We start from the raw sequence: 24,567 nt of genomic DNA on the forward strand, positions 1-24,567 counted from the left end.
GGTTATCGTGCCGGGCGCACGCGCCGGCCGCCGGCCCCGACGGGCTCGGGGGCGCCGGGTCCGGTGGCCGCGCGGCGCGCCACCGTCGGCACCGGTCGACACTCACTCGCCGACACGGCGGGCCAGCACGGTGACCGTCTCCTCCGGTGACAACGCCGCGGCCAGCAGCGCCGCGGTCATCCGCTCGTAGCGGTCGACGTCGAGCACGGTGGCCAACCGGACGTCGGTGGTCAACGCCTCGAGCATGACCGTGCGCGGGTCCGCCGGGTCGGGAAAGGCGTAGCAGGAATAGGGTGTGAGCGGATGCAGCCCGCCACCTGCCGCTCCGCGTGGCAACAGCCGCACCGTCACGTGGGACAGGCCGGTCACGGCGACCAGGTGACGCAACTGTTCACGCCAGACCGCCACCGGCAGGTCACCCGGGTCGCAGACAGCCTCGGCGAGCACCGCCATGTAGCGCGGCGGGTAGGCCCGCCGAAGCACCTCCTGCCGCAGTGCCCGCGCGCGCACCTCGGCCTCCACATCGACGTCCGGCGTGAGCTGGACGCCGGCGCTGACCAACACCCGGGCGTACGCGGGCGTCTGGAGCAGCCCCGGCACCACCGACGGCTGGTACTCGACGATGTCGGCGGCGCCCGCCTCCAACTCCGCGTAGGTGCGCTGCCGTTCGCTCATCTCGCCCAGCGTCTTCCACCAGCCTCGGCTGGTCGCCGCGTCCCGGGCGATGACGATCAGCGCCTCCCGCGCGGGCGTGGGCACCTTGTAGACGTCCAGCAGATCGAGCACGTCGGCGAGGTCCGGGCGACTCTGACCCAGCTCGATGCGGGACAGCTTCGACGTCGAGGCCCAGCCCAGCCGGTCGCAGACCTGCTCCAGGGTCAGCGACTCGCGCCGACGGAGTTGGCGCAGCTCCGCGCCGAGACGTGCACGTCGAATGACAGGACTTGTTGGCAGCGGCATCCCGGCCTCCCCACCGAGGGAGACTACGCAGGACGATCACCCAGTGCAATAGCTCGCTCGCGCACCGCAATCAGGGTATTCGACGCCGCTGGCCGGACCGGCTCGCCGGAGCAGATCGTTTCCGCAGGTCAGTGCAGTTTCAGACCGGGAAGGCTGGTCCCGGCGGGCCGTCCATCCCCGATCGGCGTAGCCGGACTCAGGGTCGGTAGGTGCCGAAGGACCAGACGTAACCGGCCAGATCGCGGGCCGCGTAGTCACGGGAGCCGTAGTCGGTGTCGAACGGCTCGCGGATGATCTCGGCGCCGGCCGCGCGGGCCCGGGCGCAGTGGGCGTCGACGTCCGGCACGGCCACGTAGACCGACCAGCCGTCATCGGCCGGCCGGGGCGGGGCGTCGGCCCGACCACCCAGCATGATCATGCCGGTGTCGAGGACCAGCTCGGCGTGCGCGACCGCACCGTCCGGCGCCTCGTGCACGGCGTGCACCCGGAAACCGAAGGCGGCACCGAGCCAGTCGATCGCGGCGCGGGGATCGGGATAACGGAAGATCGGATAGATGGTTCGCATGACCCGATTCTGCGGCCAGTGGCGCGGCTCCGGATTGGACGAATGTGACCTCGGCGGGTCGCCGAACCGGCTCCGGTCGGCTGGCGGCCGTCAGCGGCCGGAGAGCAGCGCGGCCGGCGTCGCCCCCGCGAACTCGTGGAAGTCCCGAATCAGGTGGGACTGGTCGTAGTAGCCGCAGCCCGCCGCCACGGCGGCCCAGTCGACTCCCCGCCCGGCCTCGCCGGCGTGGGTCGACGCGGCCTGAGCCTGCTGGAAACGCAGCAGCCGGGCGGCCATCTTGGGCGGCAGCCCGACCTCCTGCCGGAATCGGGACGCGAGGTGCCGGCGGCTCCAGCCCAACTCGTCGGCGAGAACACCGACGCTCCCCCGCCCACCGCTGGCGGTCAGCCACCGCCACGCCCAGTCGAGCCGCGGGTCCACCGGCGGGGACGCCGCCAGCCGGGCGGCGAGGACCCGGTCGAGAAGGTCAAACCGCTCCGACCAGCCGGTGGCCTCGGCGAGCTGGCCGCGCAGCCGATCCAGCCAACGGCCCGGGAGCTGCCCGACGCCGACGGCCCGATTGGTCAGCTCGCCCAGGGGCAGACCGAGAAGTCGGCGGGCGGCCAGGGGGGCGAGCAGCAACTGGACGCCCTCCCCCACGCCCACGGTGCGCGTGGTGCACCAACTGTCGAAAGTGCCGGCCACGAACGAGTCGACAGCGGTGACGCCACGCTCGGCGCTACGGCGGTCGGTCACGTCCAGCGGAGCGCCCCAGCCCAGTATCAGCACCACGAAGACGCCCGCCGACTCCCGGCGGACCAGTGGCACGTCCGCTCGTTCCCGGTAGCCCACGTACCTGTCGACGAACGGACGCAGGCTGGCGTCGGGCAGCCCGAAGACCATCTCGCCGATCGGCGCCACCGCCGTCAACAGTGCCCGCCCTTCGCGTGCCCCGGTCGGCCGGGCCCGAGCGGTGCGCTGGGCGGGGCCGACCGGGTGGCCGTCACTTCACGCCGGCGGCGTCCATGCCGCGCAGCTCCTTCTTCAGGTCGGAGACCTCGTCGCGGATCCGGGCCGCCAACTCGAACTGGAGCTCGCGGGCGGCAGCCAGCATCTGGTCGTTGAGCTCCTGGATGAGCTGGGCGAGGTCGGCGCGGGCCATCCCCTCCCGTGAGGTGACGGTCGCGGCGGACCGGCTACGGCTGCGGGTCTCCTTGACCGGCGCCTTGCCTCGGGAAAGCTGACGCACCGCGCCGCCGACCCGGGAGTTTTCGGTGTCCTCGGCCTCGCGGTAGATGTCGTCCAGGATGTCGTGGATCTTCTTACGCAGCGGCTCCGGGCTGATGCCGTGCGCCTCGTTGTGCGCGATCTGCTTGGCCCGACGCCGATCGGTCTCGTCGATCGCCGCCGCCATCGACGGGGTGATCTTGTCGGCGTACATGTGCACCTGGCCGGAGACGTTACGGGCGGCCCGCCCGATGGTCTGGATCAGCGAGCGGCCGCTGCGCAGGAAGCCTTCCTTGTCGGCGTCGAGAATCGCCACCAGCGACACCTCGGGCAGGTCCAGACCTTCGCGGAGCAGGTTGATGCCGACGAGCACGTCGTAGTCACCCTTGCGAAGCTCGCGCAGCAGCTCCACCCGGCGCAACGTGTCGACCTCCGAGTGCAGGTAGCGCACCCGGATGCCGTTCTCCAGGAGGTAGTCGGACAGGTCCTCGGCCATCTTCTTGGTCAGCGTGGTGACCAGCACCCGCTCGTCCCGGTCGGTCCGCAGCTTGATCTCGTGCATCAGGTCGTCGATCTGGCCCTTGGTCGGCTTGATCACGACCTCCGGGTCGACCAGACCGGTGGGTCGGATCACCTGCTCGACGAACTCGCCCTGAGCCTGCTCCATCTCCCAGGTGCCGGGGGTCGCGGAGAGGTAGACCATCTGGCCGACCCGCTCCAGGAACTCGTCGAAGCGCAGCGGCCGGTTGTCGGCAGCGCTGGGCAGCCGGAAGCCGTGGTCGATGAGCATCCGCTTGCGGGACGCGTCGCCCTCGTACATGCCGCCGATCTGCGGGATGGTCACGTGCGACTCGTCGACCACAGTGAGGAAGTCGTCGGGGAAGTAGTCGAGCAGGGCGTGCGGCGGGCTGCCGGGCAGCCGCCCGTCCATGTGCATCGAGTAGTTCTCGATGCCGGAGCAGAAGCCCACCTGCCGCATCATCTCGATGTCGTAGGTGGTGCGCATCCGCAGCCGCTGCGCCTCCAGCAGCTTGCCCTGCCGCTCCAGCTCGGCGAGGCGCTCGGCCAGCTCGACCTCGATGTCACGGATCGCCCGTTCCATCCGCTCCGGACCGGCCGCGTAGTGGGTGGCCGGGAAGATCACCAACTGGTCGACCTCGCGGACCACGTCACCGGTCAACGGGTTGAGGTAGTAGAGCTTCTCCACCTCGTCACCGAACAGCTCGATCCGGATCGCCAGCTCCTCGTACGCCGGGATGATCTCCAGCGTGTCGCCGCGAACCCGGAAGGTGCCCCGCTGGAAGGCCATGTCGTTGCGGGTGTACTGGATGTCGACCAGCCGGCGCAGCAACTGGTCGCGATCGAGCTCCTGCCCGATCTGCACCTTCACCGCCCGGTTGAGGTACTCCTCCGGGGTGCCCAGGCCGTAGATCGCCGAGACGGTCGCCACAACGATCACGTCGCGGCGGGTGAGCAGCGACATCGTCGCCGAGTGCCGTAGCCGCTCCACCTCCTCGTTGATCGAGGAGTCCTTCTCGATGTAGGTGTCGGTCTGCGGGATGTACGCCTCGGGCTGGTAGTAGTCGTAGTACGAGACGAAGTATTCGACCGCGTTGTGCGGCAGCAGCTCGCTGAACTCCTTGGCCAGCTGTGCGCAGAGCGTCTTGTTCGGGGCGAGCACCAGGGTGGGGCGTTGCAGCCGCTCGATCAGCCACGCAGTGGTGGCGCTCTTGCCGGTGCCGGTCGCGCCGAGCAGCACCGTGTTGCGGTCGCCGCGCCGAACTCGGCGCTCAAGGTCATCGATGGCCGCTGGTTGGTCGCCGGCCGGCTGGAAGTCACTGACGACCTGGAAGCGGCTGTCCAGCCGGGGAATGTCGAGCGCCATGCCATCAACGGTACGCCGGAGGTCCGACAGGAACGGCCGTCACGCCAGGTACGTGATCGGCTTCAATATTCCCATTGTGTGGCCCATGTCACCGGGACTACCCTCTTCATGTAGGCCGCTCGCGGCGGCCGACCGGGCCGGTGGCCAGGCCAACATCACGGCCGGTCACCCCCGGCACTGCGGTCGCAGCACCCGGCTCGTCCGGCGTGCGCACCCGTGTGGTCGCGCTCGAGGCGCAGACCGGCCGCCGCGAGCGCCCCTGCTCGTCACCCCGGTGCCTCCCCGCCCGTTTCATCTCCGTGGACACCTCTCCGACCCCGGCACCCGACACCGCCCGCACCGCCACACCCCCGCCGGACGACCCGAGCACCGGCAAGGGCCCGGCCAGCGGCAACGGCCCGAGCACCGGCGAGGGCCCGGGCACCAGCGAGGGCACGGCCAGCGGCAGCGGGCGGCACCGCACCGGCCCGGTCGGCGGCACCCCGGCGGCCGGGCGAACCGACGACGCCAGGAACACGTCCACAGCCGGCCGAACCACCGACACCGGGAGCAGGTCCACGGCCGGCCGGTCCGCCGGCGGCGCGCGCCGAGCCACCGCCGGTCGCGGGACCAAGGACACGCGGCGGGCCGCCGCCGAGCGGAGCCTCGCGGAGAACCGCGAGACCACCCGCAGCGGCGACACCCCGGACACCACTGACACCACCGAGGCCGCCGACACCGCCGGGCCGCCCTCGGCCGGCCGTCGTCGGCGTACGGTGCTGCTGTTGCTCGGTCTGACGGCGGTGACGTCCGCGACGGCGCTGGTGCTCGGGCTGTTGAGCTGGGCGCCCGACCCGCCCGAGCCGGCCCGGCCACTGACCCTGGCGGAGGGTGAGCGGCTGGCCGCCGTGCGGGTCACCAACCTGCGGGACCTGCGCGCCGGCGTACGGGTCACGGCCGGTACCGGCGCCGCCCGCATCGAACTGGTGGGCTGGGTGGACTGGTCCCGGTCACTGCTCTACCTCGACGTGGGCGGGCCGGGAGCGGGTGCCGAACGCGGGCTGTTGCAGAGGAGCGGTCCGGTGCTGGTGATCCGGCCCGATCCGGCGGCGGTGCCCACTCCCGCCGCACCACCACTGATGCCCCCGACGGACCGGTGGCAGCTGCACCGACCGGCACCCGGGGCGCACCTGGCACCGGTGCTCGACCTGCTCCTCGATCTCGCCGCCGACCGCCCCGACACCACGACCCGGACCGCACCGTCCGACGGGGCGCGCTGGATCGCCCGCGAGGCCGTCCCGGCCGGCCCACTCGACGTCATACAGGCACCACTGCCCAGCGGCACGCCAGCCGCCAGCACGGCCATCGGCACCCCCAGCGCCGCGACGCCCGCCCCGGACGGGAAGACCCGGTACTGGCTCGATCAGGACGCCCGCCTGCACAAGCTGGTAACCGTGCTGCCCGGCACCGGGCCGGTCACGATGATCTTCAACCGCGAGGACCGGCCAACGCTACGACCGGTGGACGCACTCGGCGGTCGCCCCGGTCTGCCCCGCGCGCTGACCGACGCCGAGCAACGTCGGCTCGACCGGCTGCCTGCCCGGCTCCGCGCCCACGGCGGTGCCACCGTGACTCTGACCGCACCGATGGGCACTGAGACGAACCTGCGGGGCGCAGGCTGGTTGAGCTGGACCGCGCGCAGCGCGTACCTCGCGGTCGCCGACCTGGGCGTACCGGAGCGCCGGACCCTGCTGCGCCGCGACGCCGCCGGCCTGGCCCGGGCGGACCTGCCCGCGGCCGATGGTGGCGGCGGCACCGCGGAGGCGCCGGCCCGGCCGCCGCTACCGCCCCCGACCGGGGGATGGCGCGTCTCCCGGCCCGCCCGAGACGACCTGAGTGTGCTGGTCGACGCCGCGATAGCCGCCGGGTCGGTCGGGCAGCGCGGCGCGGCCGTGCGGGTACGCGAGGACGTCATTGCCGGACGAACAGTGGACGTCATCGAATCGGGCCCGGCCGACGCGCGGCTGCGTTACTGGCTCGACCGGGACGGGTCGCTCCGCCGGCTCGAGTTGCAGACCGACGCCGGCGCGTGGGCACACCTGGATCTCCAGCCCGCCGTCGTGCCCCGACTGGCTGCCAACCCTCGACCCCCGGCCCCTCGCTCTCCGGCACCCCGGCCCGGTGCCCGCTGACCGATTCCTCAGGGACGCCAGCCGGTCTGCGCGGCCCACTGCTCGGCCCGCAGGTACTCCTCGTCGAACCACGGGTTGCGGCCCGTCCCGGAATTGCCGGCCACCGGGGCCGCGTCGATGAGTTCCCGCTTGAGCAGCAGGTACGTGGCTCGCTGATCCGGGTCGGCACGCAGGTGGTCGCGCATCAACAGCGCGTACCGCCAACCCGGCGAATCCGCCACCCGCACGTGCAGACGGACGGGGCGGGCCGGGTCCGCACTACCGTGCAACCGCTTCTCCCAGCGGCCCCTGCCGGCCGGGCGCGGGTCGTCCCACCACTGCCCCGGCACCCGTGGGAACCCGGCGCTCGCCAGCCGATCGGCCAACGGCCCGTCGGCGTCGGCGAGGCTGGCGACCGCCACCTGCACGTCGATGACGTTCTGCGTGGCCAGGCCGGGCACCGCCGTCGAGCCGATGTGATCGATCCGGAGGGCACTCGAGCCGAGCGCGTGCTGGATCCGGGCGGCCAGCCGCGCGTACTGCTCCGGCCAACTCGCGTCGGCCCAGGCCAACTCGGCCTCGTCGGGCGGGACCACCCGCCGCTGGCGCAGATTGTCCTCGTAGGGCACCAACCGCTGCTCCCAGAGCAGGTCGACGGCGTCGTGCAGCGCCGTCAGGCTCCCGTCGTTGGTCAGCACCACGTCCGCCGCCGCCCGACGGCGGGCGTCGTCGGCCTGGGCGGCGATCCTCCGCTCGGCCTCCGCGCGACTCATCCCCCGGTCACGCGCCAGCCGCTGCAGTCGGGTCGCCACGGCCGTCTGCACCACAACCACCAGGTGGTACGTCGGCGCGAGACCCACCTCGACCAACAGCGGTACGTCGTTGACGACTATCGCGTCGGCTGCCGCCGCGGCGGCCAGTTCCGCGGTGCGGGCCCGGACCCGGGGGTGGGTGATCGCCTCCAGCCGACGACGGGCGGTCTCGTCAGCGAACACCACCGCTCCCAGTGCGGCACGGTCCAGTGCGCCATCGGCGTCCACCACCGCGTCGGAGAAGGCGGCGACGATCTCGGCCAGCCCGTCCGTACCCGGCGCCACCACCTCCCGGGCCACCCGGTCCGCGTCAATCAGTACCGCGCCCCGCTCGACGAGCCGCGCGGCCACCGCGCTCTTTCCTGACCCGATTCCGCCGGTCAACCCCACCCTCAGCACCCGGACAGTCAACCGGATCGACAAGCCCGCCGCCAACCCACCCACGACCCGGCGACACCTCGCCACCACCCCACCCCGGGACTCGCCCCGCGCCCCGCGCCCCGCGCCAAGATCCGAGCAACATCAGGGATGTTGCTGCCTCCGACGCGCGCGAGACAGCAACATCCCTGATGTTGCGCGAATCATGACGACGAACTCCGCCCTCGGAGACACCGAAAGCGGGGTTCGGGACGCCCACGACCGCCAAGATCGTGCTCGAACCAGGATGTAGTGGTCTACGGCGCTGGGGAGGCCCCTACATCATGGATCGAGCACGATCTTGGCGAGCCGGCGAGCCGGCGGGGCGGCGAGGCGGCGAGGCGGCGAGGCGGCGGGGCGGCGAGGCGGCGGGGCGGTCGGCGGATACGGCGAGGGCCCCGCCCCCAGCGATCCGGAGATCGCGGGGACGGGGCCCGTCGTCGTTCAGCGGGTCACTTACCGCCGGCGAGCTTCTCCCGCAGTGCGGCGAGCGCCTCGTCGGTGGCCAGCGTGCCGGCCGGCTCCTCGGCCTGCCGGCTCGGGGCCGGGCTGGACGAGGAGGTGGTGCCACCGCCACCGCCGCCGCCAGCGGCCGGGACGACCGGAGTCGGGTTGGCAGCAGCCTCGGCGTCGGCAGCCCGAGAGGTCTGCACCTGCTTGGTGTGGGCCTCCCAGCGGACACGAGCCTCGGCGTACTGGTTCTCCCAGGTCTCGCGCTGCTTGTCGTACCCCTCGAGCCACTCGCCCGTCTCCGGGTCGAAGCCCTCGGGGTAGATGTAGTTGCCCTCGGTGTCGTACGTCGCGGCCATGCCGTAGAGGGTCGGGTCGAAGTGCTCCTCGCCCTCGACGAAGCCCTCGTTGGCCTGCTTGAGCGACAGCGAGATCCGGCGACGCTCCAGGTCGATGTCGATGACCTTGACCATGACCTCGGAGCCAACCTGGACGACCTGCTCCGGGATCTCCACGTGGCGCTCGGCCAGCTCGGAGATGTGGACCAGACCCTCGATGCCGTCGTCCACGCGGACGAACGCACCGAACGGAACCAGCTTGGTGACCTTACCCGGCACGATCTGCTGGATCGCGTGGGTGCGGGCGAACTGCCGCCACGGGTCTTCCTGGGTCGCCTTCAGCGACAGCGAGACCCGCTCGCGGTCCAGGTCGACGTCCAGGACCTCGACCTCGACCTCCTGGCCGACCTCGACGACCTCGGACGGGTGGTCGATGTGCTTCCAGGACAGCTCGGAGACGTGCACCAGACCGTCGACGCCGCCCAGGTCCACGAAGGCGCCGAAGTTGACGATCGAGGACACGACGCCCTTGCGGACCTGGCCCTTCTGCAGCTTGTTGAGGAACTCGGTGCGCACCTCGGACTGCGTCTGCTCCAGCCAGGCCCGGCGGGACAGGACCACGTTGTTGCGGTTCTTGTCCAGCTCGATGATCTTGGCCTCGAGCTCACGCCCGACGTACGGCTGCAGGTCGCGCACGCGACGCATCTCGACCAGGGACGCGGGCAGGAAGCCGCGCAGCCCGATGTCGAGGATGAGGCCGCCCTTGACCACCTCGATGACCGAACCGCGGACGACGCCGTCCTCGTCCTTGATCTTCTCGATCGTGCCCCAGGCCCGCTCGTACTGTGCCCGCTTCTTGGAGAGGATCAGACGACCCTCCTTGTCCTCCTTCTGGAGGACCAGGGCCTCGATGTGGTCACCAACCGTCACAACCTCGGCGGGGTCCACGTCGTGCTTGATCGACAACTCACGAGAGGGGATGACACCCTCGGTCTTGTAGCCGATGTCGAGCAGGACCTCGTCCCGATCGACCTTGACGACGGTGCCTTCGACAATGTCGCCGTCGTTGAAGTACTTGATGGTCTCGTCGATCGCGGCGAGGAATGCCTCCTCGGAACCGAGATCGTCGTGGGTGACCCGGGTGGCGCTCGAGGGGGCCTCGATGCTGCTCGTCATGTGGGCGGTTGCTCCGGTCGGTGGGTTGTCACAGCAGGCTGGTGTGTCGCAGTGACCTGTTCGCGCCAGCGGATCCGTCGCCGGGCACACCGAACGATCGCCTAGTGAGATCATGATGTGGCTCCGACGACCGCGTACCTGCTCCCTGCCGAGGCAACGCGATCCGCGAGCGCATCGTCTAGCCTACCGTGCGCATTACCACAGCGTGCAAGCCCTCCCGGGTTCTCTTCGTGCGATGACCTGCGAAAGCCGAACAATCGCCCGGAAAACACCGCTGCTGTCTCCTGCGTCACAACAGCCCCTCCCGCCCCGTGGGTGCGCACCACGGGCCGCGATTGGTCGCCCCGGCTTCCTGGTGTCGCTGCGGTGTCGCTGCGGTGTCGCTGCCGGCCCGCCGGCACGGTTGAAGCGGCTCGGACACCGCGACGTCACCGGAGCCGGGTCGATCGAGCCCACCGGGCGAGGAGTCGCGCAGATCTTGGACGCGCCGCCGTGCCCAATGGGCTGGGTGGGGCCTAGCGTGAGCGCGTGGATGACGACAGCCGGGTTACCCGGCGCCGGGTGGGAGACGCCGAGGCCCGGCGCGCCAACCGCGGCTGGTGGGACACCGACGCCGACGACTACCAGGCCGAACACGGTGCGTTCCTCGGCGATGTGGACTTCGTGTGGTGCCCCGAGGGCCTGCGCGAGGCCGACGCCCGGCTGCTCGGCGACGTGTCGGGGCGGCGGGTGCTGGAGGTGGGCGCCGGCGCAGCGGCCGCCGCCCGCTGGCTCGCCACCCAGGGCGCCCGGCCGGTCGCCTTCGACCTGTCCGCCGGCATGTTGCGGCACGCCGCCGAGGCCGCCGACCGCACCGGGGTACGCGTACCGCTGGTGCAGGCCGACGCGCTCGCCCTGCCGTTCGCCGACCGGTCGTTCGACGTCGCCTGTACCGCGTTCGGCGCGATCCCGTTCGTGGACGACTCGGCGGCGCTGCTCGCCGAGGTGCACCGGGTGCTGCGCCCGGGTGGCCGGTGGGTGTTCTCGGTGACCCACCCGATGCGGTGGATCTTCCTCGACGACCCCGGCGAGGGCGGCCTGACGGCCGTGCACTCGTATTTCGACCGCTCCCCGTACGTCGAGCAGGACGAGACCGGCGTGGCCACCTACGTCGAGCAGCACCGCACCCTCGGCGACCGGATCCGCGAGCTGGTCGGTGCCGGGTTCCGGCTGTTGGACCTGGTGGAGCCGGAGTGGCCGGAGGGGCACGAGGGGATCTGGGGGCAGTGGAGCCCGCTGCGCGGACGACTCTTCCCCGGCACCGCCATCTTCGTCACCGAGAAGCCCGCCGAGTGAGCGCCGCACCCGTTGTCCGACGTGCGAGCCATCGACCGCCGGTAGGCTCGTGCCCATGAGCGCCGAGCCCGTCCCGACATCACCTGGCCCCTGGTGTCCGGATCCGATGAGGCAGCAGCGTGCCGACTACACGCTGGAGGACCTGCTCACCCTGCCGGACGACGCCCCCCGCGTCGAACTCGTCGACGGAGTTATCCAGGTGACACCCTCCCCCACCCTGGGCCACCAGAACATTTCCAGCCTGCTCTGGCTCTGGCTGCACAACCGCGCGCCGCGACACCTCGGCACCGCCCAGGCCATCGGTGTCAGGCTCAGCCACAACACGAGCCGACAGCCCGACGTGCTGTTGCACCGCGCCGGCGTGAAGTCCGTCCAATCCATCCTGCGGCCGTCAGACGTCCTGCTCGCCGTGGAGATCGTCTCGCCGGGAACGCGACGGATCGACCGGTTCGCGAAACCGGGTGAGTACGCCGCAGCGGGCATCCCGTTCTACTGGCGGATCGAACAGGACCCGGTGCACGTGTACGCGTACCGGATCGGCGATCGGGTGGGGCCGGGCGGTGAGCGGCAGTACGAGCTGGTCTCCGACGGTGCCGACGTGATCGAGTTGGCTGAGCCGTTCGACATCAAGCTGCCGGTCGCCGAGATCACGCCGTAGCCGTTTCGCCCCAGCCGGGTCGGGTAGCCGAGGACCATGGCCGAACCGAGATTTCACAAGGGCGACCATGTCTCCTGGTCGGCCCACGGCAGCCGCGCGTACGGCGTGGTGCAGGAGACGATCACCGAGCGGACCAGCGTCAGCGGGCGGGCGGTGAACGCGGCCCCCGACGACCCGCAGTACCGGGTCCGCAGTGACGGCACGGGCCGCGACGTGGCCCACCGCCCCGGGGCGCTGCGCCATGAGTAAGAGTGACGAGGGCCGGGACACCTACCGGGAGTTCACCGAGGCGGTGAACATGAAGCCCGGCGAGCTGTCCACATGGCTGGAGACCGACGAGTCGAAACAGGTCGGCTGGCACAAGGGCGGTCGTGCGGGTGGTGGCGAGTCCGTCGGGCACGAGTCCGGCCGGAAGATCATCAACTTGCTCCGTCGCAAACGCGGCGATCTGTCCGAGGGCGACTACAAGCACATGCGCAAGGTCGTCGGCTACGTACGCCGGCACATGGCGCAGCGCCCCTCCGGCAACGTCCGCGACACCAAGTGGCGCTGGTCGCTCATGAACTGGGGCCACGACCCCATGAAGTAGCTGGTCAGCGCCGCACGATCTGCGCAACGTCGGTGACGTTGGTCGCTCAGAACGCCACGATCCGCACTGTCCCCGACGTTGCGCGATCGTGAAATGGCGCCCGTCGGCGAGGGCCCAACCACGCCAGCTGCCGCGACCAGGTCAGGGGTTCCGGGGCAACCCCACACCGCAACCCCCACCACCGCAAGCACAAAGATCAGTGATCGGCACTGTTCCAGTCCCGGCCCAGACCGACCGACACCTCCAGCGGCACCGACAACGGGTGAGCCTCGCCCATCTCCCGCCGGACCAGGGCCTCCAACGCCTCCCGCTCACCCGGCGCGACCTCGAAGACCAACTCGTCGTGCACCTGCAACAGCATCCGTGAGCCCAGCCCAGCCTCGCGGAGCGCGGTGTCGACGTGCAGCATCGCCACCTTGATGATGTCGGCGGCGGAGCCCTGGATGGGGGCGTTGAGCGCCATCCGCTCCGCGATGTCACGGCGCTGCCGGTTGTCGCTGACCAGGTCGGGCAGGTAGCGGCGTCGACCGAGGATGGTGGAGGTGTAGCCGTCCTGGCGGGCCCGGGCGACCACCTGCTGGAGGTAGTCGCGCACCCCACCGAAGCCGGCGAAGTAGTTCTCCATCAGCCCGCGCGCCTCTTCGGTGCTGATGCTGAGCTGTTGGGAGAGGCCGAAGGCGCTCAGGCCGTACGCCAGGCCGTAGTTCATGGCCTTGATCTTGCGGCGCTGGTCGGGGGTGACCTCGCCGAGCGGCACCCCGAAGACCGACGAGGCGGTGGCGGCGTGGAAGTCGGCGCCGGAGTTGAACGCGTCGATCAGCGCGTCGTCCGAGCTGAGGTGCGCCATGATGCGCATCTCGATCTGGCTGTAGTCGGCGGTGAGCAGAGACTCGTAGCCGTCTCCCACCACGAAGGCCCGACGGATCCGACGGCCCTCCTCGGTGCGGATCGGGATGTTCTGCAGGTTGGGCTCGGTGGAGGAGAGCCGACCGGTGGCCGCGACGGTCTGGTTGAAGGTGGTGTGGATCCGGCCGTCGTCGGAGACCGACTTGAGTAGCCCGTCGACTGTCGACTTGAGCTTGGCAACGTCCCGGTGACGCAGCAGGTGGGCCAGCACCGGGTGCGGCTGCTGCACGTAGAGCCACTGCAGAGCGTCGGCGTCGGTGGTGTAGCCCGTCTTGATCTTCTTGGTCTTCGGCAGACCCAGTTCGGTGAAGAGGATCTCCTGCAACTGCTTGGGCGAGCCGAGGTTGAACTCCCGACCCACCGCCTCGTACGCGCCCTGCGCGGCGGCCTTCACCTCGGCGGCGAAGTGGGCCTCCAGCTCGGAGAGATAGTTGGTGTCGGCGGCGATGCCGGTGCTCTCCATGGTGGCCAGCACCCGCATCAGCGGCAGCTCCACGCCGGCCATCAGCCGGGCCGACTGCTCGCCGTCGCGGGACAGCTCGGCGTCGATCGCGTCGGCCAGGTCGAGGGTGGCGCGGGCCTGGAGCATCAGGTTCTGCTCGACCACCCCTTCGTCCCCGAGGCCGTCGAGGGTGAGCTGGCCGGACTCCGGGACGTCCACCCGCAGCTCGCGGTGCAGGTAGCGCAGCGCCAGGTCGGTCAGGTCGTAGGACCGCTGATCGGGGCGGGCCAGGTACGCGGCGATCTGGGTGTCCCGGACGATGCCGGCGAGCTGCCAGCCGTGCGCGGCGCAGGCCAGCACGGCGGGCTTGCTGTCGTGCAGCACCTTGGGGCGCTGCTCGTCGGCCAACCAGCTGGCCAGGGCGCCCTCGTCGGTCGGGTCGAGCCTTGCCGGGTCGAGCCAGACCGCCGCGCCGCCTGCGGTGGCCAGCGCGAGACCGGTGATCGAGGCGGTGTGCCGGCGGTTGGGGCCGGTGTCGAGTTTGACCGCCAACCCGACCGGGGTGCCGGTCGGGACGTGCGTGGTCAGCCACCCGGCCAGCGCGCCGGGCTCGGTGAGCACCTCGCCGGTGAGGTCGAAGCCGGACTCGGCCTCCGGCTCGACCGCCTCCAGGTACTGGTAGAGGCGGTCGCGCAGGATGCGGAACTCCAGGGTGTCGAAGACCTGGTGCACCGCCTCCCGGTCCCAACCCGTCCAGCGGCTGTCCTCCGGGCGCAGCGGCAGCTCCAGGTCGGAGACGAGCCGGTTGATCTCGTAGTTGCGGATCACGTCGGCGAGCCGCTCCCGCAGGCTGTCGCCGGCCTTGCCTTTGATCTCGTCGGCCCGGGCGATGACGCCTTCCACCCCGCCGTACGTGGTGATCCACTTGGCGGCGGTCTTCGGGCCGACGCCCGGGATGCCGGGCAGGTTGTCACTGGTCTCGCCGACCAGCGCGGCGAGGTCCCGGTACTGCTGTGGCGTGACGCCGTACTTCGCCTCGATCGCCGCGGGGTCCATCCGGGCCAGGTCGGAGACGCCCTTGCGCGGGTAGAGGACGGTGATCTGATCGTCGACCAGCTGGAACGCATCGCGGTCACCGCTGCTGATCAGCACCGACATGCCCTGGTCGCGGGCCTGGCAGGCGAGCGTGGCGATGACGTCGTCGGCCTCGAAGCCCTCTTTCTCCACCACGGGGATCTGCAGCGCGGCCAGGACCTCCTTGACCAGGCTGACCTGGCCCTTGAAGTCGGTCGGGGTCTCGCTGCGGCCGGCCTTGTACTCCGCGTACTTGTCGGTGCGGAAGGAGTGGCGGGAGACGTCGAAGGCCACCACGATGTGGGTGGGTTGCTCGTCGCGCAGCACGTTGATCAGCATCGAGGTGAAGCCGTACACCGCGTTGGTCGGCTGCCCCGTCGTGGTGGAGAAGTTTTCCACGGGCAGGGCGAAGAACGCCCGATATGCCATGGAATGTCCGTCAACGAGAAGCAGGCGCGGCGTCGTAGCTGTCACGGCAGCGACTCTAGTCCGCCGCTACGACAGGACGGGACACCGGCACGACGCCCGGCGCGGCCATTCGGAGCGGCCGCGCCGGGCACCGACTCAGAGCACCTTGGCCAGGAACGCCTTGGTCCGGTCGTGCCGGGGGTTGGCGATCACCTCGCGCGGCGCGCCGGACTCCACCACCACACCGTCGTCCATGAACACCAGCGAGTCGCCGACCTCCCGGGCGAAGCCGATCTCATGGGTCACCACGATCATCGTCATGCCGTCGCGGGCAAGGTCCTTCATCACGTCGAGCACCTCGCCGACCAGCTCCGGGTCCAGCGCGCTGGTGGGCTCGTCGAAGAGCATCAGCTTCGGCTGCATCGCCAACGCCCGGGCGATGGCGACGCGCTGCTGCTGCCCGCCGGAGAGCTGCCCAGGGTAGTTGCCCAGCTTGTCGCCGAGCCCGACCCGCTCGAGCAGCGCGGCGGCCCGCTCCCGGGCGGCCGCCTTGCGCTCCCTGCCCAACAGCACCGGCGCCTCGGCGACGTTCTGCAGGGCGGTCATGTGCGGGAAGAGGTTGAACCGCTGGAACACCATGCCGATAGCGCGGCGCTGGGCGGCGATCTCCTTCTCCCGCATCTCGTGCAGCTTGCCACCGCGTTCCCGGTAGCCGATCAGGTCGCCGTCCACCCGGATCCGGCCGGCGTTGATCTTCTCCAGATGGTTGATGCAGCGCAGGAACGTCGACTTGCCCGAGCCGGAGGGCCCGAGCAGACAACAGACCTCGCCGCTGCGCACCTCCAGGTCGATGCCCTTGAGCACCTCCACCGGACCGAACGACTTGTGCACCTGCTCGGCGCGGACCATCACGCCGTCGGCGGCCGTCTCCGCGGCCTCCGCCGATGTCGTCACCTGCGTCATCACCGACCCGCCTCGCTCGCGCTGCCGCCGGCCTCAGCGGTGATCCCGCGCAGTCTGATCTTCGCTTGGGCGCTCCTGCCGAACCCCCTGGAGAAGTGTCGCTCCAGGTAGTACTGCCCGACGAGCAGCACGCTGGTCAGCAGCAGGTACCACAGGCAGGCCGCCACGTACATCGGGAAGACCTGGAAGGTCCTGTTACCCACGGCCTTGAGCTGGAAGAACAGCTCGGTGGAGACCGGCACGAAGGCCACCAGCGAGGTGTCCTTGAGCATCGCGATGGTCTCGTTGCCGGTCGGCGGGATGATCACCCGCATCGCCTGCGGCAGCACAATCCGGCGCAGGATCTGGGTACGGCTCAGGCCCAGCGCCTGCGCCGCCTCGGTCTGCCCCTCGTCGACCGACTGGATCCCGGCCCGGACGATCTCGGCCATGTACGCCGCCTCGGAGAGCCCGAGCGCCAGCATGCCGGCGACGAATCCCGTGAGGATCTCCAGCGCGGAGAAGCCGAACAGGCGTGCCTCGAAGTCGTCGACGCCGAAGAGCGCGCCGATCTGCCGATCGAACGGGAGGCCGAACTCGATCCGGGCCCAGAGGATGCCGAGGTTGCCGAAGAGGATCGCCAGCACCAGCCGGGGCACGGCCCGGAAGAACCAGGTGTACGCCCAGGAGACGCCCCGCAGGATCGGGTTCTCCGACAACCGCATGATGGCGACGACAACGCCGAGACTGACGCCGATCAGCATCGCGAGCACGGTCAGCGCGAGCGTGCCGCGCAGACCCTCCATGATCGGCGGCCGGAACATCTCGTCGACCATGAACGCCCAGTTGAACGCCTTGTTCGTCACCAGCAGGTGGACGAACATGGCCACCAGCACCCCGATCACGGCGACCGCTACCCAACGCCCGGGATGCCGGACGGGCACGGCCTGGATGGGTTCCGGCCGTGCCCGTTCGGTTGTGTCCGTTTCCGACGACATGCGTCAGCTGGCGGGGTTCAGCGCCGAGGAAGTGATGGCGCCGCCCTCGACGCCCCACTTCTTCAACGCGGTCTGGTACGAGCCGTCAGCGATGACCGCTTGGACGGCTTCCTTGAGCACCTCGGCGAAGGCGGTCTGGTCCTTCTTGACGGCGTAGCCGTACGGGGCGGACTCGTAGATGTCGCCGATCAGCTCCAGCGAGCCGTTGCTCTGCTTCACCGCGTACGCCCCGACCGGCGAGTCGGCCAGCATGGCGTCGTTCTTGCCGCTGAACACTGCGGCCGTGGCGTCGCTCTGCGCCTGGTACTGGTCGATGGCGATCGCCGGCTTGCCGCCGGTGGTGCACTTCTTCGACCGGGCGGTGATGTCGTCGAACTGCACGGTGCCGGTCTGCACGGCGATCTTCTTGCCGCAGGCGTTGTCAATGTCGATCTTGGCCGCGTTGCCGGCCTTGGTCACCCACTGAGTGCCGGCGGAGAAGTAGCTCACCATGTTGACGCTCTTGAGACGCTCGGCGTTGATCGTGAACGACGACACGCCGATCTCGTACTTGCCGGAGTCGACACCGGGCAGGATCGCGTCGAACGGCGACGACTCGTACTCGGCCTTGAGACCGAGCTTCTGCGCCACCGCGTTGAACAGCTCGACGTCGAAGCCGACCACCGTCTTGCCGTCGGCGTCGAGGAACTCCGCCGGGGCGTACGTCGAGTCGGTGCCGACCTTGATCACACCGTCGGACTTGATGGCGTCGGGCACCTTCCCGGCCAGAGCCGAGTCGGCCGCCGCCGTGACAGTCGGGCCGGCACCGGGTGAGCCGCTGTTCTCCTTCTCCCCACACGCCGTCAGCGAGAGGGCGATCAGCGCCGCACTGGCGGCGCCGAGCGCCGCCCGCCGGGCACCGTTGGTAATGAACATTTCTGCACTCCTTGGGTGAGGGGTGTGACGGCCGCTCAGGCCACGCCGAGGTATGCCTCTTTGACCGCCGGGTCGTGCAGCAGCTCGGCACCGGTTCCGGTCTTGACGATCCTGCCGGTCTCGAGCACGTACGCCCGGTGCGCTCGGGCCAGCGCCTGCTGCGCGTTCTGCTCCACCAGCAGGACGGTGGTGCCCTGCTCGTTGATCTCCTTGATGATGTCGAAGATCTGCTGGATCAGCATCGGCGCCAAACCCATCGAGGGCTCGTCGAGCAACAGAAGCTTGGGCCGGCTCATCAACGCCCTGCCGACGGCCAGCATCTGCTGCTCGCCGCCGGACAGGGTACCGCCGGCCTGCTTACGGCGCTCCGCCAGCCGGGGGAAGAGGTCGAGCACCCGGGCCAGGTCCTCGGCGATCCCGGCGCGGTCGCGCCGGGTGTACGCCCCCATGTCCAGATTCTCGAGCACCGACATGCCGGGGAAGATCCCCCGACCCTCGGGCGCCTGGCAGAGCCCTCGCCGGACCCGCAGGTCGGCTCGGAGCTTGGAGATGTCCTCACCCTCGAAGCGGATGCTGCCGGTGGCGATCGGCCGAATCCCGGAGATAGCCCGCATGGTGGTCGACTTCCCGGCGCCGTTGGCGCCGATCAGCGCGACGATCTCACCCTCGGCCACGGTCAGGCTGATGCCGTGCAACGCCTGGATCCGCCCGTAGAGCAGGCTCACATCGTCGATCTCAAGCAACATCGTCCGGCACCCCCAGGTACGCCGCGACCACCTTCGGGTTGTCCCGCACCTCGGCGGGCAGCCCTTCGGCGATCTTCTTTCCGAACTCCAGCACGACGATCCGGTCAGTGACGCCCATGACCAGGCGCATGTCGTGCTCGATCAGCAGCACGGTCACGCCGGTGTCCCGGACCTGCCGGATGAGCTGGAGCAGCTCCTCCTTCTCCGCCGGGTTGAAGCCGGCGGCCGGCTCGTCCAGGCAGAGCAGCACCGGATCGGTGGCCAGCGCCCGGGCGATCTCCAGCCGCCGCTGCTCCCCGTAGGAGAGGTTGCGGGCGAACTCGTGCAGCCGGTGCCGGATGCCGACGAACTCCAGCAGCCGCTCGGCCTTCTCCCGTCCCTCACGCTCCTCGCGCCGGTGCCGAGGCAACCGGAACAGAGCGGAGATCACGCTGGTCTTGTGGTGCGCGTCCGCGCCGACCTGGACGTTCTCCAGGGCGGTCATCTCCGGGAACAGGCGGATGTTCTGGAACGTCCGGGCCATACCCATCTGGGTGATCTGGTGGCGCTTCTTCCCGCTGATCTTGCCGCCACGGAACCGGATCTCACCCTTGGTGGGCTGGTAGATGCCGGTCATCGCGTTGAAGCAGGTGGTCTTGCCAGCGCCGTTCGGGCCGATCAGCCCGAGGATCTCCCCCTTGTAGAGGGTGAAGTTGACGTTGTCGAGCGCGACCACGCCGCCGAAGCGCAGCGTGACGTCGTCGACCTCCAGCAGCGGCTCCCGGTTGGGGACCGCCTCCACCGCCGGCGCGCCGGCCTGCGCCGGAACAGCCGGCGTCTGATCGGTGTCACTCACCGACGATCACCTCCTTGCGACGGTCTTTGAACTCCGCCGCCCGTCGTCGGTTCGGAATCAGGCCTTCCGGCCGGAAGATCATCATCACCACGAGGACCAGACCGAAGATCAGGAACCGGTACTCGTACAGCTCCACGCCGAACAGCTCGATGCCGCGGAACCGCTCGATCATGTACGCCACCAGGCCACCACCGACGATCGCGCCGACGATGTTGCCCGAACCACCGAAGATCACCGCCGCCAGGATGATGATCGAGTTGAGCAGCTCGAAGTTCTGCGAGTTGACGAAGTTCTGCTTACCCGCGAAGAGCGCGCCGGCCAGGCCGGCGATCGCGGCACCCGAGGCGAACGCCCAGAGCTTGAACTTGAACGTCGGCACACCCATCAGCTGCGCGGCGTCCTCGTCCTCCCGGATCGAGATCCAGGCCCGACCGACCCGACTGTTCGTCAGGTTCCGCACACCGATCACCACCAGGATGATCAGCGTGAGCACCAGCCAGTAGTACGGCCGGGCGTCCAGCACGCCGAAGAACGGCTTGCCGTCGGCGTACTTGCCGGGCGGGTGCGGGATCTGGTTGAAGCCCCGCTGTCCCTTGAGGAACTCAGAGCTGACCGCGGCGATCCGGATCATCTCGGCGAAGCCGAGCGTCACGATCGCCAGGTAGTCACCGCGCAGACGCAGCGTCGGCGTACCGAGCATCACACCCGAGAGCATCGTCAGCCCGATCGCCAGCGGCACCACGAGCAGCCACGGCCAGAGCGTCTTGAGGTTGCTGCTCGGCGACGTCAGCACCGCGACGGTGTACGCGCCGACGGCGAAGAAGCCGAAGTAGCCCAGGTCGAGCAGGCCGGCGAAACCGACCACGATGTTCAACCCGACGGCCAGCAGCACGTAGATCGAGACGGTGAACAGCACCTGCGTGAAGTTCGCACCGGGGGTCGGGATCGGCCCGAGATACTGGTAGAACTCCCTGTTCGGCAGCGCGTAGAAGAACGCGATCACCGCGACCAGCAGCGCCCAGCGCACCCAGCGCGGCGCGCCACGCCACCGTTCTCCGGCCGCCTCGCGGCCGGAACGCACCCTCTCCAGGACGGTCGTCATGCCCGTGCCCTCCCCAGCGATTCGCCCAGCAGACCGGTCGGCCGGAACATCAGCAGCACCACCAACACCGCGAAGGCAGCGAAGTCCTTCCACTGACTGCCGAACAGACCTGCGGCGTAGTTCTCCACCACGCCCAGCAGCAGGCCACCGATCAGCGCGCCGCGCAGGTTACCGATACCACCCAGCACCGCGGCGGTGAAGGCCTTGAGCCCCAGCAGGAAACCGACGCTGTAGGTCAGGGTCTGGATTCGCACGTCGTAGAGCAGACCGGCCACGCCGGCCATGGCACCACCGGTGATGAAGACCATCAGGATGATCCGGTCCTTGTTCACACCCATCAGGGCGGCGGTGTTGGCGTCCTGGGCCACGGCCCGGATGCCCCGGCCGGTACGGCTGCGGTTGATGAAGAGGTCCAGCAGGACCATCATCAGCAGGGCCGCGCCGACCGTCAGCAGTTGCACCGAGTCGATCGGCACGCCGAAGAGGTGGAACAGCGGCTTGCTGCTCACCAGGCTGGGCGCGCCCTCCGGCAGTCGTCGGGTCCAGATGCCGAAGGCCTCGGAGATCGCGATCGAGGCGCCGATCGCGGTGATCAGGAAGGCCAGCGGCGGGGCGTTGCGCTTACGCAACGGCCGGTACGCCACCCGCTCGATCACCGTCGCGGTGCCCGCCGAAGCGATGGCGGCGACGATCATCGCCACCAGCAGGTAGAACAGGATCGAGCCGATCCCGCTGACCTGTGAGTTCTGGTCGAGTCCAAAGCCGTTCCAGGTCCAGATCGCTGCGAACGCGCCGGCGATGAAGACCTCGGAGTGAGCGAAGTTGATGAGTCTCAGCACGCCGTAGACCAGCGTGTAGCCGAGCGCGACCAGGGCGTAGATCGCGCCCTGGGTCAGGCCGGTCGTGGTGAGTTCTCCGAAGTTGGAGAACAGTCCATTGAAGTCCAAGGGAGGGACGCTCCATCACGTCTGGAGAGAAAAATGGGGCGCGGCCGGGAGCGAGCAGCTCCCGGCCGCACCCGCGATCACAACTCAATCGCCGTAGCAGCGACCAACATCAGGACTTGGGGATCTCCTGGTCCGGGACAACCTTGCCGCCCGTGACCTTGAAGGCCCAGACCTTGACCTGTGCCGGGTCCAGCTCGCCGGTCTCGGTGAACTTGTAGCTCGCCGCGACACCCTCGCCGCTGTAGCCCTTCACGAACTCCAGCAGGCCCTCACGGGTGGTCTTGCCAGCCTTGATGCCGGCCAGCAGGATGTTCGCCGCGTCGTAGGCGGTGTCGCTGTAGGTGCCCGGGTCGGTGCCGTGGAGCGCCTTGAACTCCTGCACGAACGTGCCCCGGGCCTCGGCGGCCGGCTGGCACGGGCAGGTGAGGATGGTGCCCTCGGCTGCCGCTTGACCGGCGGAGGTGATGTACGCACCGTCGTTGACGCCGTCGCCGGCGACCAGCGGCGCGGTGACCCCGGCAGCGGTGAGCTGCTTACGGATCAGGCCGGCCTCCTGGTAGTAACCGCCGTAGAAGATCGCCTTCACGTTGGCGGCCTTGACCTTGGTGACCACACCGGAGAACTCGACCTGCTTGCCCTCGCCCTGGACCTTGTCCGAGCCGACGACCGCCGAGCCGAGGACCTTCTTGACCTCGTCGGCCAGGCCGGCACCGTACGCGGACTGGTCATCGATGACGTAGACCTTGTCGGCCTTCATCACGTTCTTAATGTAGTTGCCGGCCGCCGGGCCCTGGCTGAAGTCGTTGCCGACCGCGCGGAAGAAGGTCTTCCACTTCTGGTCGGCCAGGCTGGGCCGGGTCGCGGACGGGGTGATGGTCACCAGGCCGGCCTCGTTGAACAGCGGGCCGGCCGCCTCGGACTCACCCGAGTACGCCGGGCCGACGATGCCAAGGATCTTGGTGTCGTCGATCGCCTTCTGCGCCAGACCAGGCGCCTGGTCGGGGCTGCCCTGCGAGTCCAGGGCGGCCAGCTCGACCTTGCAGTCGGCGTTTTCCTTGTTGTACTTGTCGACGGCGAGCTTGACACCGTTGTTCTCGTTGATGCCGAGCGCGGCCGAGCTGCCGGTCAGCGCGCCGAAGAACGCGATCTTGCTGCCGCAGGCGTCACCGCCGCCGCCTGCCGAATCGTCGCCACTGGAGCATGCGGTTCCGCCGGCGACGAGCGCCACCATGGCGACCCCACCGATAACGCGCGCGAGCTTTTGCCTCAAGGCCCGAACCCTCCTCGTCCCATGGTCCGAACCACCCGCTGGCTATTGGCCCTTGCGGGGGCGGACGAACCAGACCGTCGTCGCCGGTCTGGGGCCGGACGTTATCCCACCGTGGAGCTGTGACGTAAGCCCCAAGCGAGCGGGTTGACCGAACCGTTACACGCCGTGGCGGATTGGAAACGATCCCTGTAAGAACCTTCGGTTGTGAAGCTTTTTCACCTTCGTTTCGTCGGCGCCGGCCAAAGGGCTTCCATCAGCTACCGATCAAGGTCCGACACCCCGGCCCACCAGGCACGCGACGTTTTCCCATCGTCGGCCACCAACAGCAGTCGATCTCCAGTCGAGGTCACCGAGACCGCAGTATCTCCGCTGTCCGGTACGGGCCGCGGCATGCTCACCGCCCGCCATGACTCGCCCATATCGACCGAGAGCCACAGTGCGTGACGGTCCCCGTCCCTCGTCACCGCCACCAACCTCTGCCCGACGGCCACCAGCCCGGCCGCCGACGCCACACCTGGTCCGACCGCCCCGAACCCGCCCGCCGGCCGCCAGCCCTGCGTCGTCAGCCGCCAACTGCCGAATCCAGCCCGCACCGGCCCGACCGCCACCGGCACGCCGCCAGCCACTGCCACCCGTTGCGCCTGCCCCCGCCCATCCACCACCGGCAGGGCGGCCCGTCGCCAACTCCGGCCGTCCGCCGAGGACCAGGCCAGCGGCACCAGCGCCGTCCCCCCGGGCGGCAGCAACGACCCCACCATCAGCCAGCCCGACGGCACGGCGACCGCGTCGTACGCCGCCGTCCGCCCCCGCTCGTCACCGGCCAGCTCCGGCGCGCCCTCCACCAGCGCGAACGCGGCCGCGTCCGGGGAGATCCAGACCGCCGCACCGTCGATCCGACTACCGGCGATCAACCAGCCCCGCGGCCCCGCCGCCAACCGGGCCACGCTGACCGCTCGCGGCCCGGCGTACCGCTCGAAGGGCGCATCCACCTCGTGCAGCGTGCCGTCCGACGCCTGCCTCCAGGTGCCGGTGCGGGGATTGCCGTGCGCGCCCCCGTTCTTCGCCCCGACCGCCACCAACCATCCGTCTCGGCAGGCCGCAGCCGAGAGCACGTGCTGTCGGCCGTAGAACGTCACCGGCGCCGTCAGCAGCGGCACCCAGGAACTGGCGTCCGGGCTGGTCCAGGCGGCCGGGTGGGTCTCCCCGGCCAGATCGACCACGCCGCCGACCACGTACCACCGGCCGGCACAGGCGGTGGCGTCGCGCAGCACCGGTCGACCCGGCACACCCGGTGTCTCCGGCAGGACCACCGACTGCCAGGCCGGCCGGACCGGTCGCGGCGGCTCCTCGCAGTCGGGACAAGCCGAGGCCTGACAGGCCGCCACCAGCACGGCGAGAACGCCGAGCACCGCCCCCATCCGCCGCGACACGGGTCGACGCC

At 70.0% G+C, this 24,567-nt stretch carries 20 protein-coding genes and 1 pseudogene; 5 read left to right on the forward strand and 16 right to left on the reverse strand.

All coding sequences use genetic code 11. From position 1 onward, the window contains the following. Window positions 1-102: 102 nt before the first annotated feature. The 4 genes from ACFYPG_RS27175 to uvrB all read right to left on the reverse strand — a co-directional run bounded on the left by ACFYPG_RS27175 (window position 103) and on the right by uvrB (window position 4,616). Window positions 103-960 carry a helix-turn-helix domain-containing protein gene (locus tag ACFYPG_RS27175; protein ID WP_387354291.1) on the reverse strand — a complete coding sequence of 286 codons (858 nt, stop codon included), beginning with the start codon at window positions 958-960 and terminating at the stop codon, window positions 103-105. Window positions 961-1,156: 196 nt separating this feature from the next. Beyond that, the gene (locus ACFYPG_RS27180) at window positions 1,157-1,525 is read right to left on the reverse strand and encodes a VOC family protein (protein ID WP_355010258.1); all 369 of its coding nucleotides are present in this window, start codon (window positions 1,523-1,525) and stop codon (window positions 1,157-1,159) included. 90 nt (window positions 1,526-1,615) lie between these two features. Beyond that, complete coding sequence (locus tag ACFYPG_RS27185; RefSeq protein ID WP_355010257.1) at window positions 1,616-2,425, reverse strand: helix-turn-helix domain-containing protein; 810 nt, start codon at window positions 2,423-2,425, stop codon at window positions 1,616-1,618. A gap of 82 nt (window positions 2,426-2,507) precedes the next feature. Further along, window positions 2,508-4,616, reverse strand: coding sequence for an excinuclease ABC subunit UvrB (gene uvrB, locus ACFYPG_RS27190; protein ID WP_355010256.1), 2,109 nt, complete (start codon window positions 4,614-4,616; stop codon window positions 2,508-2,510). Window positions 4,617-4,822: 206 nt separating this feature from the next. Here uvrB and ACFYPG_RS27195 point away from each other — a divergent pair, with 206 nt between their 5' ends. Further along, the gene (locus tag ACFYPG_RS27195) at window positions 4,823-6,787 is read left to right on the forward strand and encodes a hypothetical protein (RefSeq protein WP_387354292.1); all 1,965 of its coding nucleotides are present in this window, start codon (window positions 4,823-4,825) and stop codon (window positions 6,785-6,787) included. 8 nt (window positions 6,788-6,795) lie between these two features. Here ACFYPG_RS27195 and coaE read toward each other — a convergent pair whose 3' ends face one another. Together coaE and rpsA are read right to left on the reverse strand one after the other, a co-directional pair. Next, window positions 6,796-7,977 carry a dephospho-CoA kinase gene (gene coaE / locus ACFYPG_RS27200; protein ID WP_387354293.1) on the reverse strand — a complete coding sequence of 394 codons (1,182 nt, stop codon included), beginning with the start codon at window positions 7,975-7,977 and terminating at the stop codon, window positions 6,796-6,798. A gap of 470 nt (window positions 7,978-8,447) precedes the next feature. Next, window positions 8,448-9,959 carry a 30S ribosomal protein S1 gene (rpsA, locus tag ACFYPG_RS27205; RefSeq protein ID WP_354947972.1) on the reverse strand — a complete coding sequence of 504 codons (1,512 nt, stop codon included), beginning with the start codon at window positions 9,957-9,959 and terminating at the stop codon, window positions 8,448-8,450. Window positions 9,960-10,487: 528 nt separating this feature from the next. Between rpsA and ACFYPG_RS27210 the strand changes: the two genes are divergently transcribed. The 4 genes and pseudogenes from ACFYPG_RS27210 to ACFYPG_RS27225 form a co-directional block, all read left to right on the forward strand. Further along, window positions 10,488-11,294 (forward strand): class I SAM-dependent methyltransferase, encoded by an 807-nt coding sequence (locus ACFYPG_RS27210; protein ID WP_387354294.1) that lies wholly within the window; start codon window positions 10,488-10,490, stop codon window positions 11,292-11,294. 106 nt (window positions 11,295-11,400) lie between these two features. Beyond that, entirely contained in the window at window positions 11,401-11,952 is a 552-nt protein-coding gene (locus tag ACFYPG_RS27215) for a Uma2 family endonuclease (protein ID WP_387354295.1), read from the forward strand. A gap of 36 nt (window positions 11,953-11,988) precedes the next feature. Then, window positions 11,989-12,201: a DUF2945 domain-containing protein gene (locus ACFYPG_RS27220; RefSeq protein WP_355010251.1), complete on the forward strand. Its 213-nt coding sequence runs from the start codon at window positions 11,989-11,991 to the stop codon at window positions 12,199-12,201. After that, window positions 12,194-12,538: pseudogene (locus tag ACFYPG_RS27225) on the forward strand (DUF3140 domain-containing protein); the annotation flags it as partial. The gene ACFYPG_RS27220 and the pseudogene ACFYPG_RS27225, both read left to right, overlap by 8 nt. Before the next feature lie 199 nt (window positions 12,539-12,737). Here the strand turns inward: ACFYPG_RS27225 and polA are convergent. From polA to ACFYPG_RS27275, 10 genes are all read right to left on the reverse strand, one after another. Then, the gene (gene polA, locus ACFYPG_RS27230; RefSeq protein ID WP_387354296.1) at window positions 12,738-15,437 is read right to left on the reverse strand and encodes a DNA polymerase I; all 2,700 of its coding nucleotides are present in this window, start codon (window positions 15,435-15,437) and stop codon (window positions 12,738-12,740) included. 90 nt (window positions 15,438-15,527) lie between these two features. Further along, window positions 15,528-16,280: an amino acid ABC transporter ATP-binding protein gene (locus ACFYPG_RS27235; RefSeq protein ID WP_387354411.1), complete on the reverse strand. Its 753-nt coding sequence runs from the start codon at window positions 16,278-16,280 to the stop codon at window positions 15,528-15,530. A 53-nt stretch (window positions 16,281-16,333) separates the two neighbouring features. Next, on the reverse strand, window positions 16,334-17,311 hold the full coding sequence (locus ACFYPG_RS27240) for an amino acid ABC transporter permease (RefSeq protein ID WP_355007595.1): 978 nt from the start codon (window positions 17,309-17,311) through the stop codon (window positions 16,334-16,336). A gap of 3 nt (window positions 17,312-17,314) precedes the next feature. Then, the gene (locus ACFYPG_RS27245; RefSeq protein WP_355007596.1) at window positions 17,315-18,226 is read right to left on the reverse strand and encodes an ABC transporter substrate-binding protein; all 912 of its coding nucleotides are present in this window, start codon (window positions 18,224-18,226) and stop codon (window positions 17,315-17,317) included. Between the two features lie 35 nt (window positions 18,227-18,261). After that, entirely contained in the window at window positions 18,262-18,972 is a 711-nt protein-coding gene (locus tag ACFYPG_RS27250; RefSeq protein ID WP_355007597.1) for an ABC transporter ATP-binding protein, read from the reverse strand. Then, entirely contained in the window at window positions 18,962-19,807 is an 846-nt protein-coding gene (locus tag ACFYPG_RS27255; RefSeq protein ID WP_387354297.1) for an ABC transporter ATP-binding protein, read from the reverse strand. Before ACFYPG_RS27255 ends, ACFYPG_RS27250 begins: the two co-directional genes overlap by 11 nt. Further along, window positions 19,800-20,909 carry a branched-chain amino acid ABC transporter permease gene (locus tag ACFYPG_RS27260; RefSeq protein ID WP_355007598.1) on the reverse strand — a complete coding sequence of 370 codons (1,110 nt, stop codon included), beginning with the start codon at window positions 20,907-20,909 and terminating at the stop codon, window positions 19,800-19,802. Before ACFYPG_RS27260 ends, ACFYPG_RS27255 begins: the two co-directional genes overlap by 8 nt. After that, entirely contained in the window at window positions 20,906-21,856 is a 951-nt protein-coding gene (locus ACFYPG_RS27265) for a branched-chain amino acid ABC transporter permease (RefSeq protein WP_355007599.1), read from the reverse strand. The genes ACFYPG_RS27260 and ACFYPG_RS27265 overlap by 4 nt, the downstream gene beginning before the upstream one ends. A 109-nt stretch (window positions 21,857-21,965) precedes the next feature. Next, the gene (locus tag ACFYPG_RS27270) at window positions 21,966-23,126 is read right to left on the reverse strand and encodes a branched-chain amino acid ABC transporter substrate-binding protein (protein WP_355007600.1); all 1,161 of its coding nucleotides are present in this window, start codon (window positions 23,124-23,126) and stop codon (window positions 21,966-21,968) included. 257 nt (window positions 23,127-23,383) lie between these two features. Then, on the reverse strand, window positions 23,384-24,556 hold the full coding sequence (locus tag ACFYPG_RS27275) for a hypothetical protein (protein ID WP_387354298.1): 1,173 nt from the start codon (window positions 24,554-24,556) through the stop codon (window positions 23,384-23,386). Window positions 24,557-24,567 lie beyond the last annotated feature (11 nt).

Source organism: Micromonospora sp. NPDC005553 (genome assembly GCF_042871765.1).
Lineage (GTDB): Bacteria > Actinomycetota > Actinomycetes > Mycobacteriales > Micromonosporaceae > Micromonospora.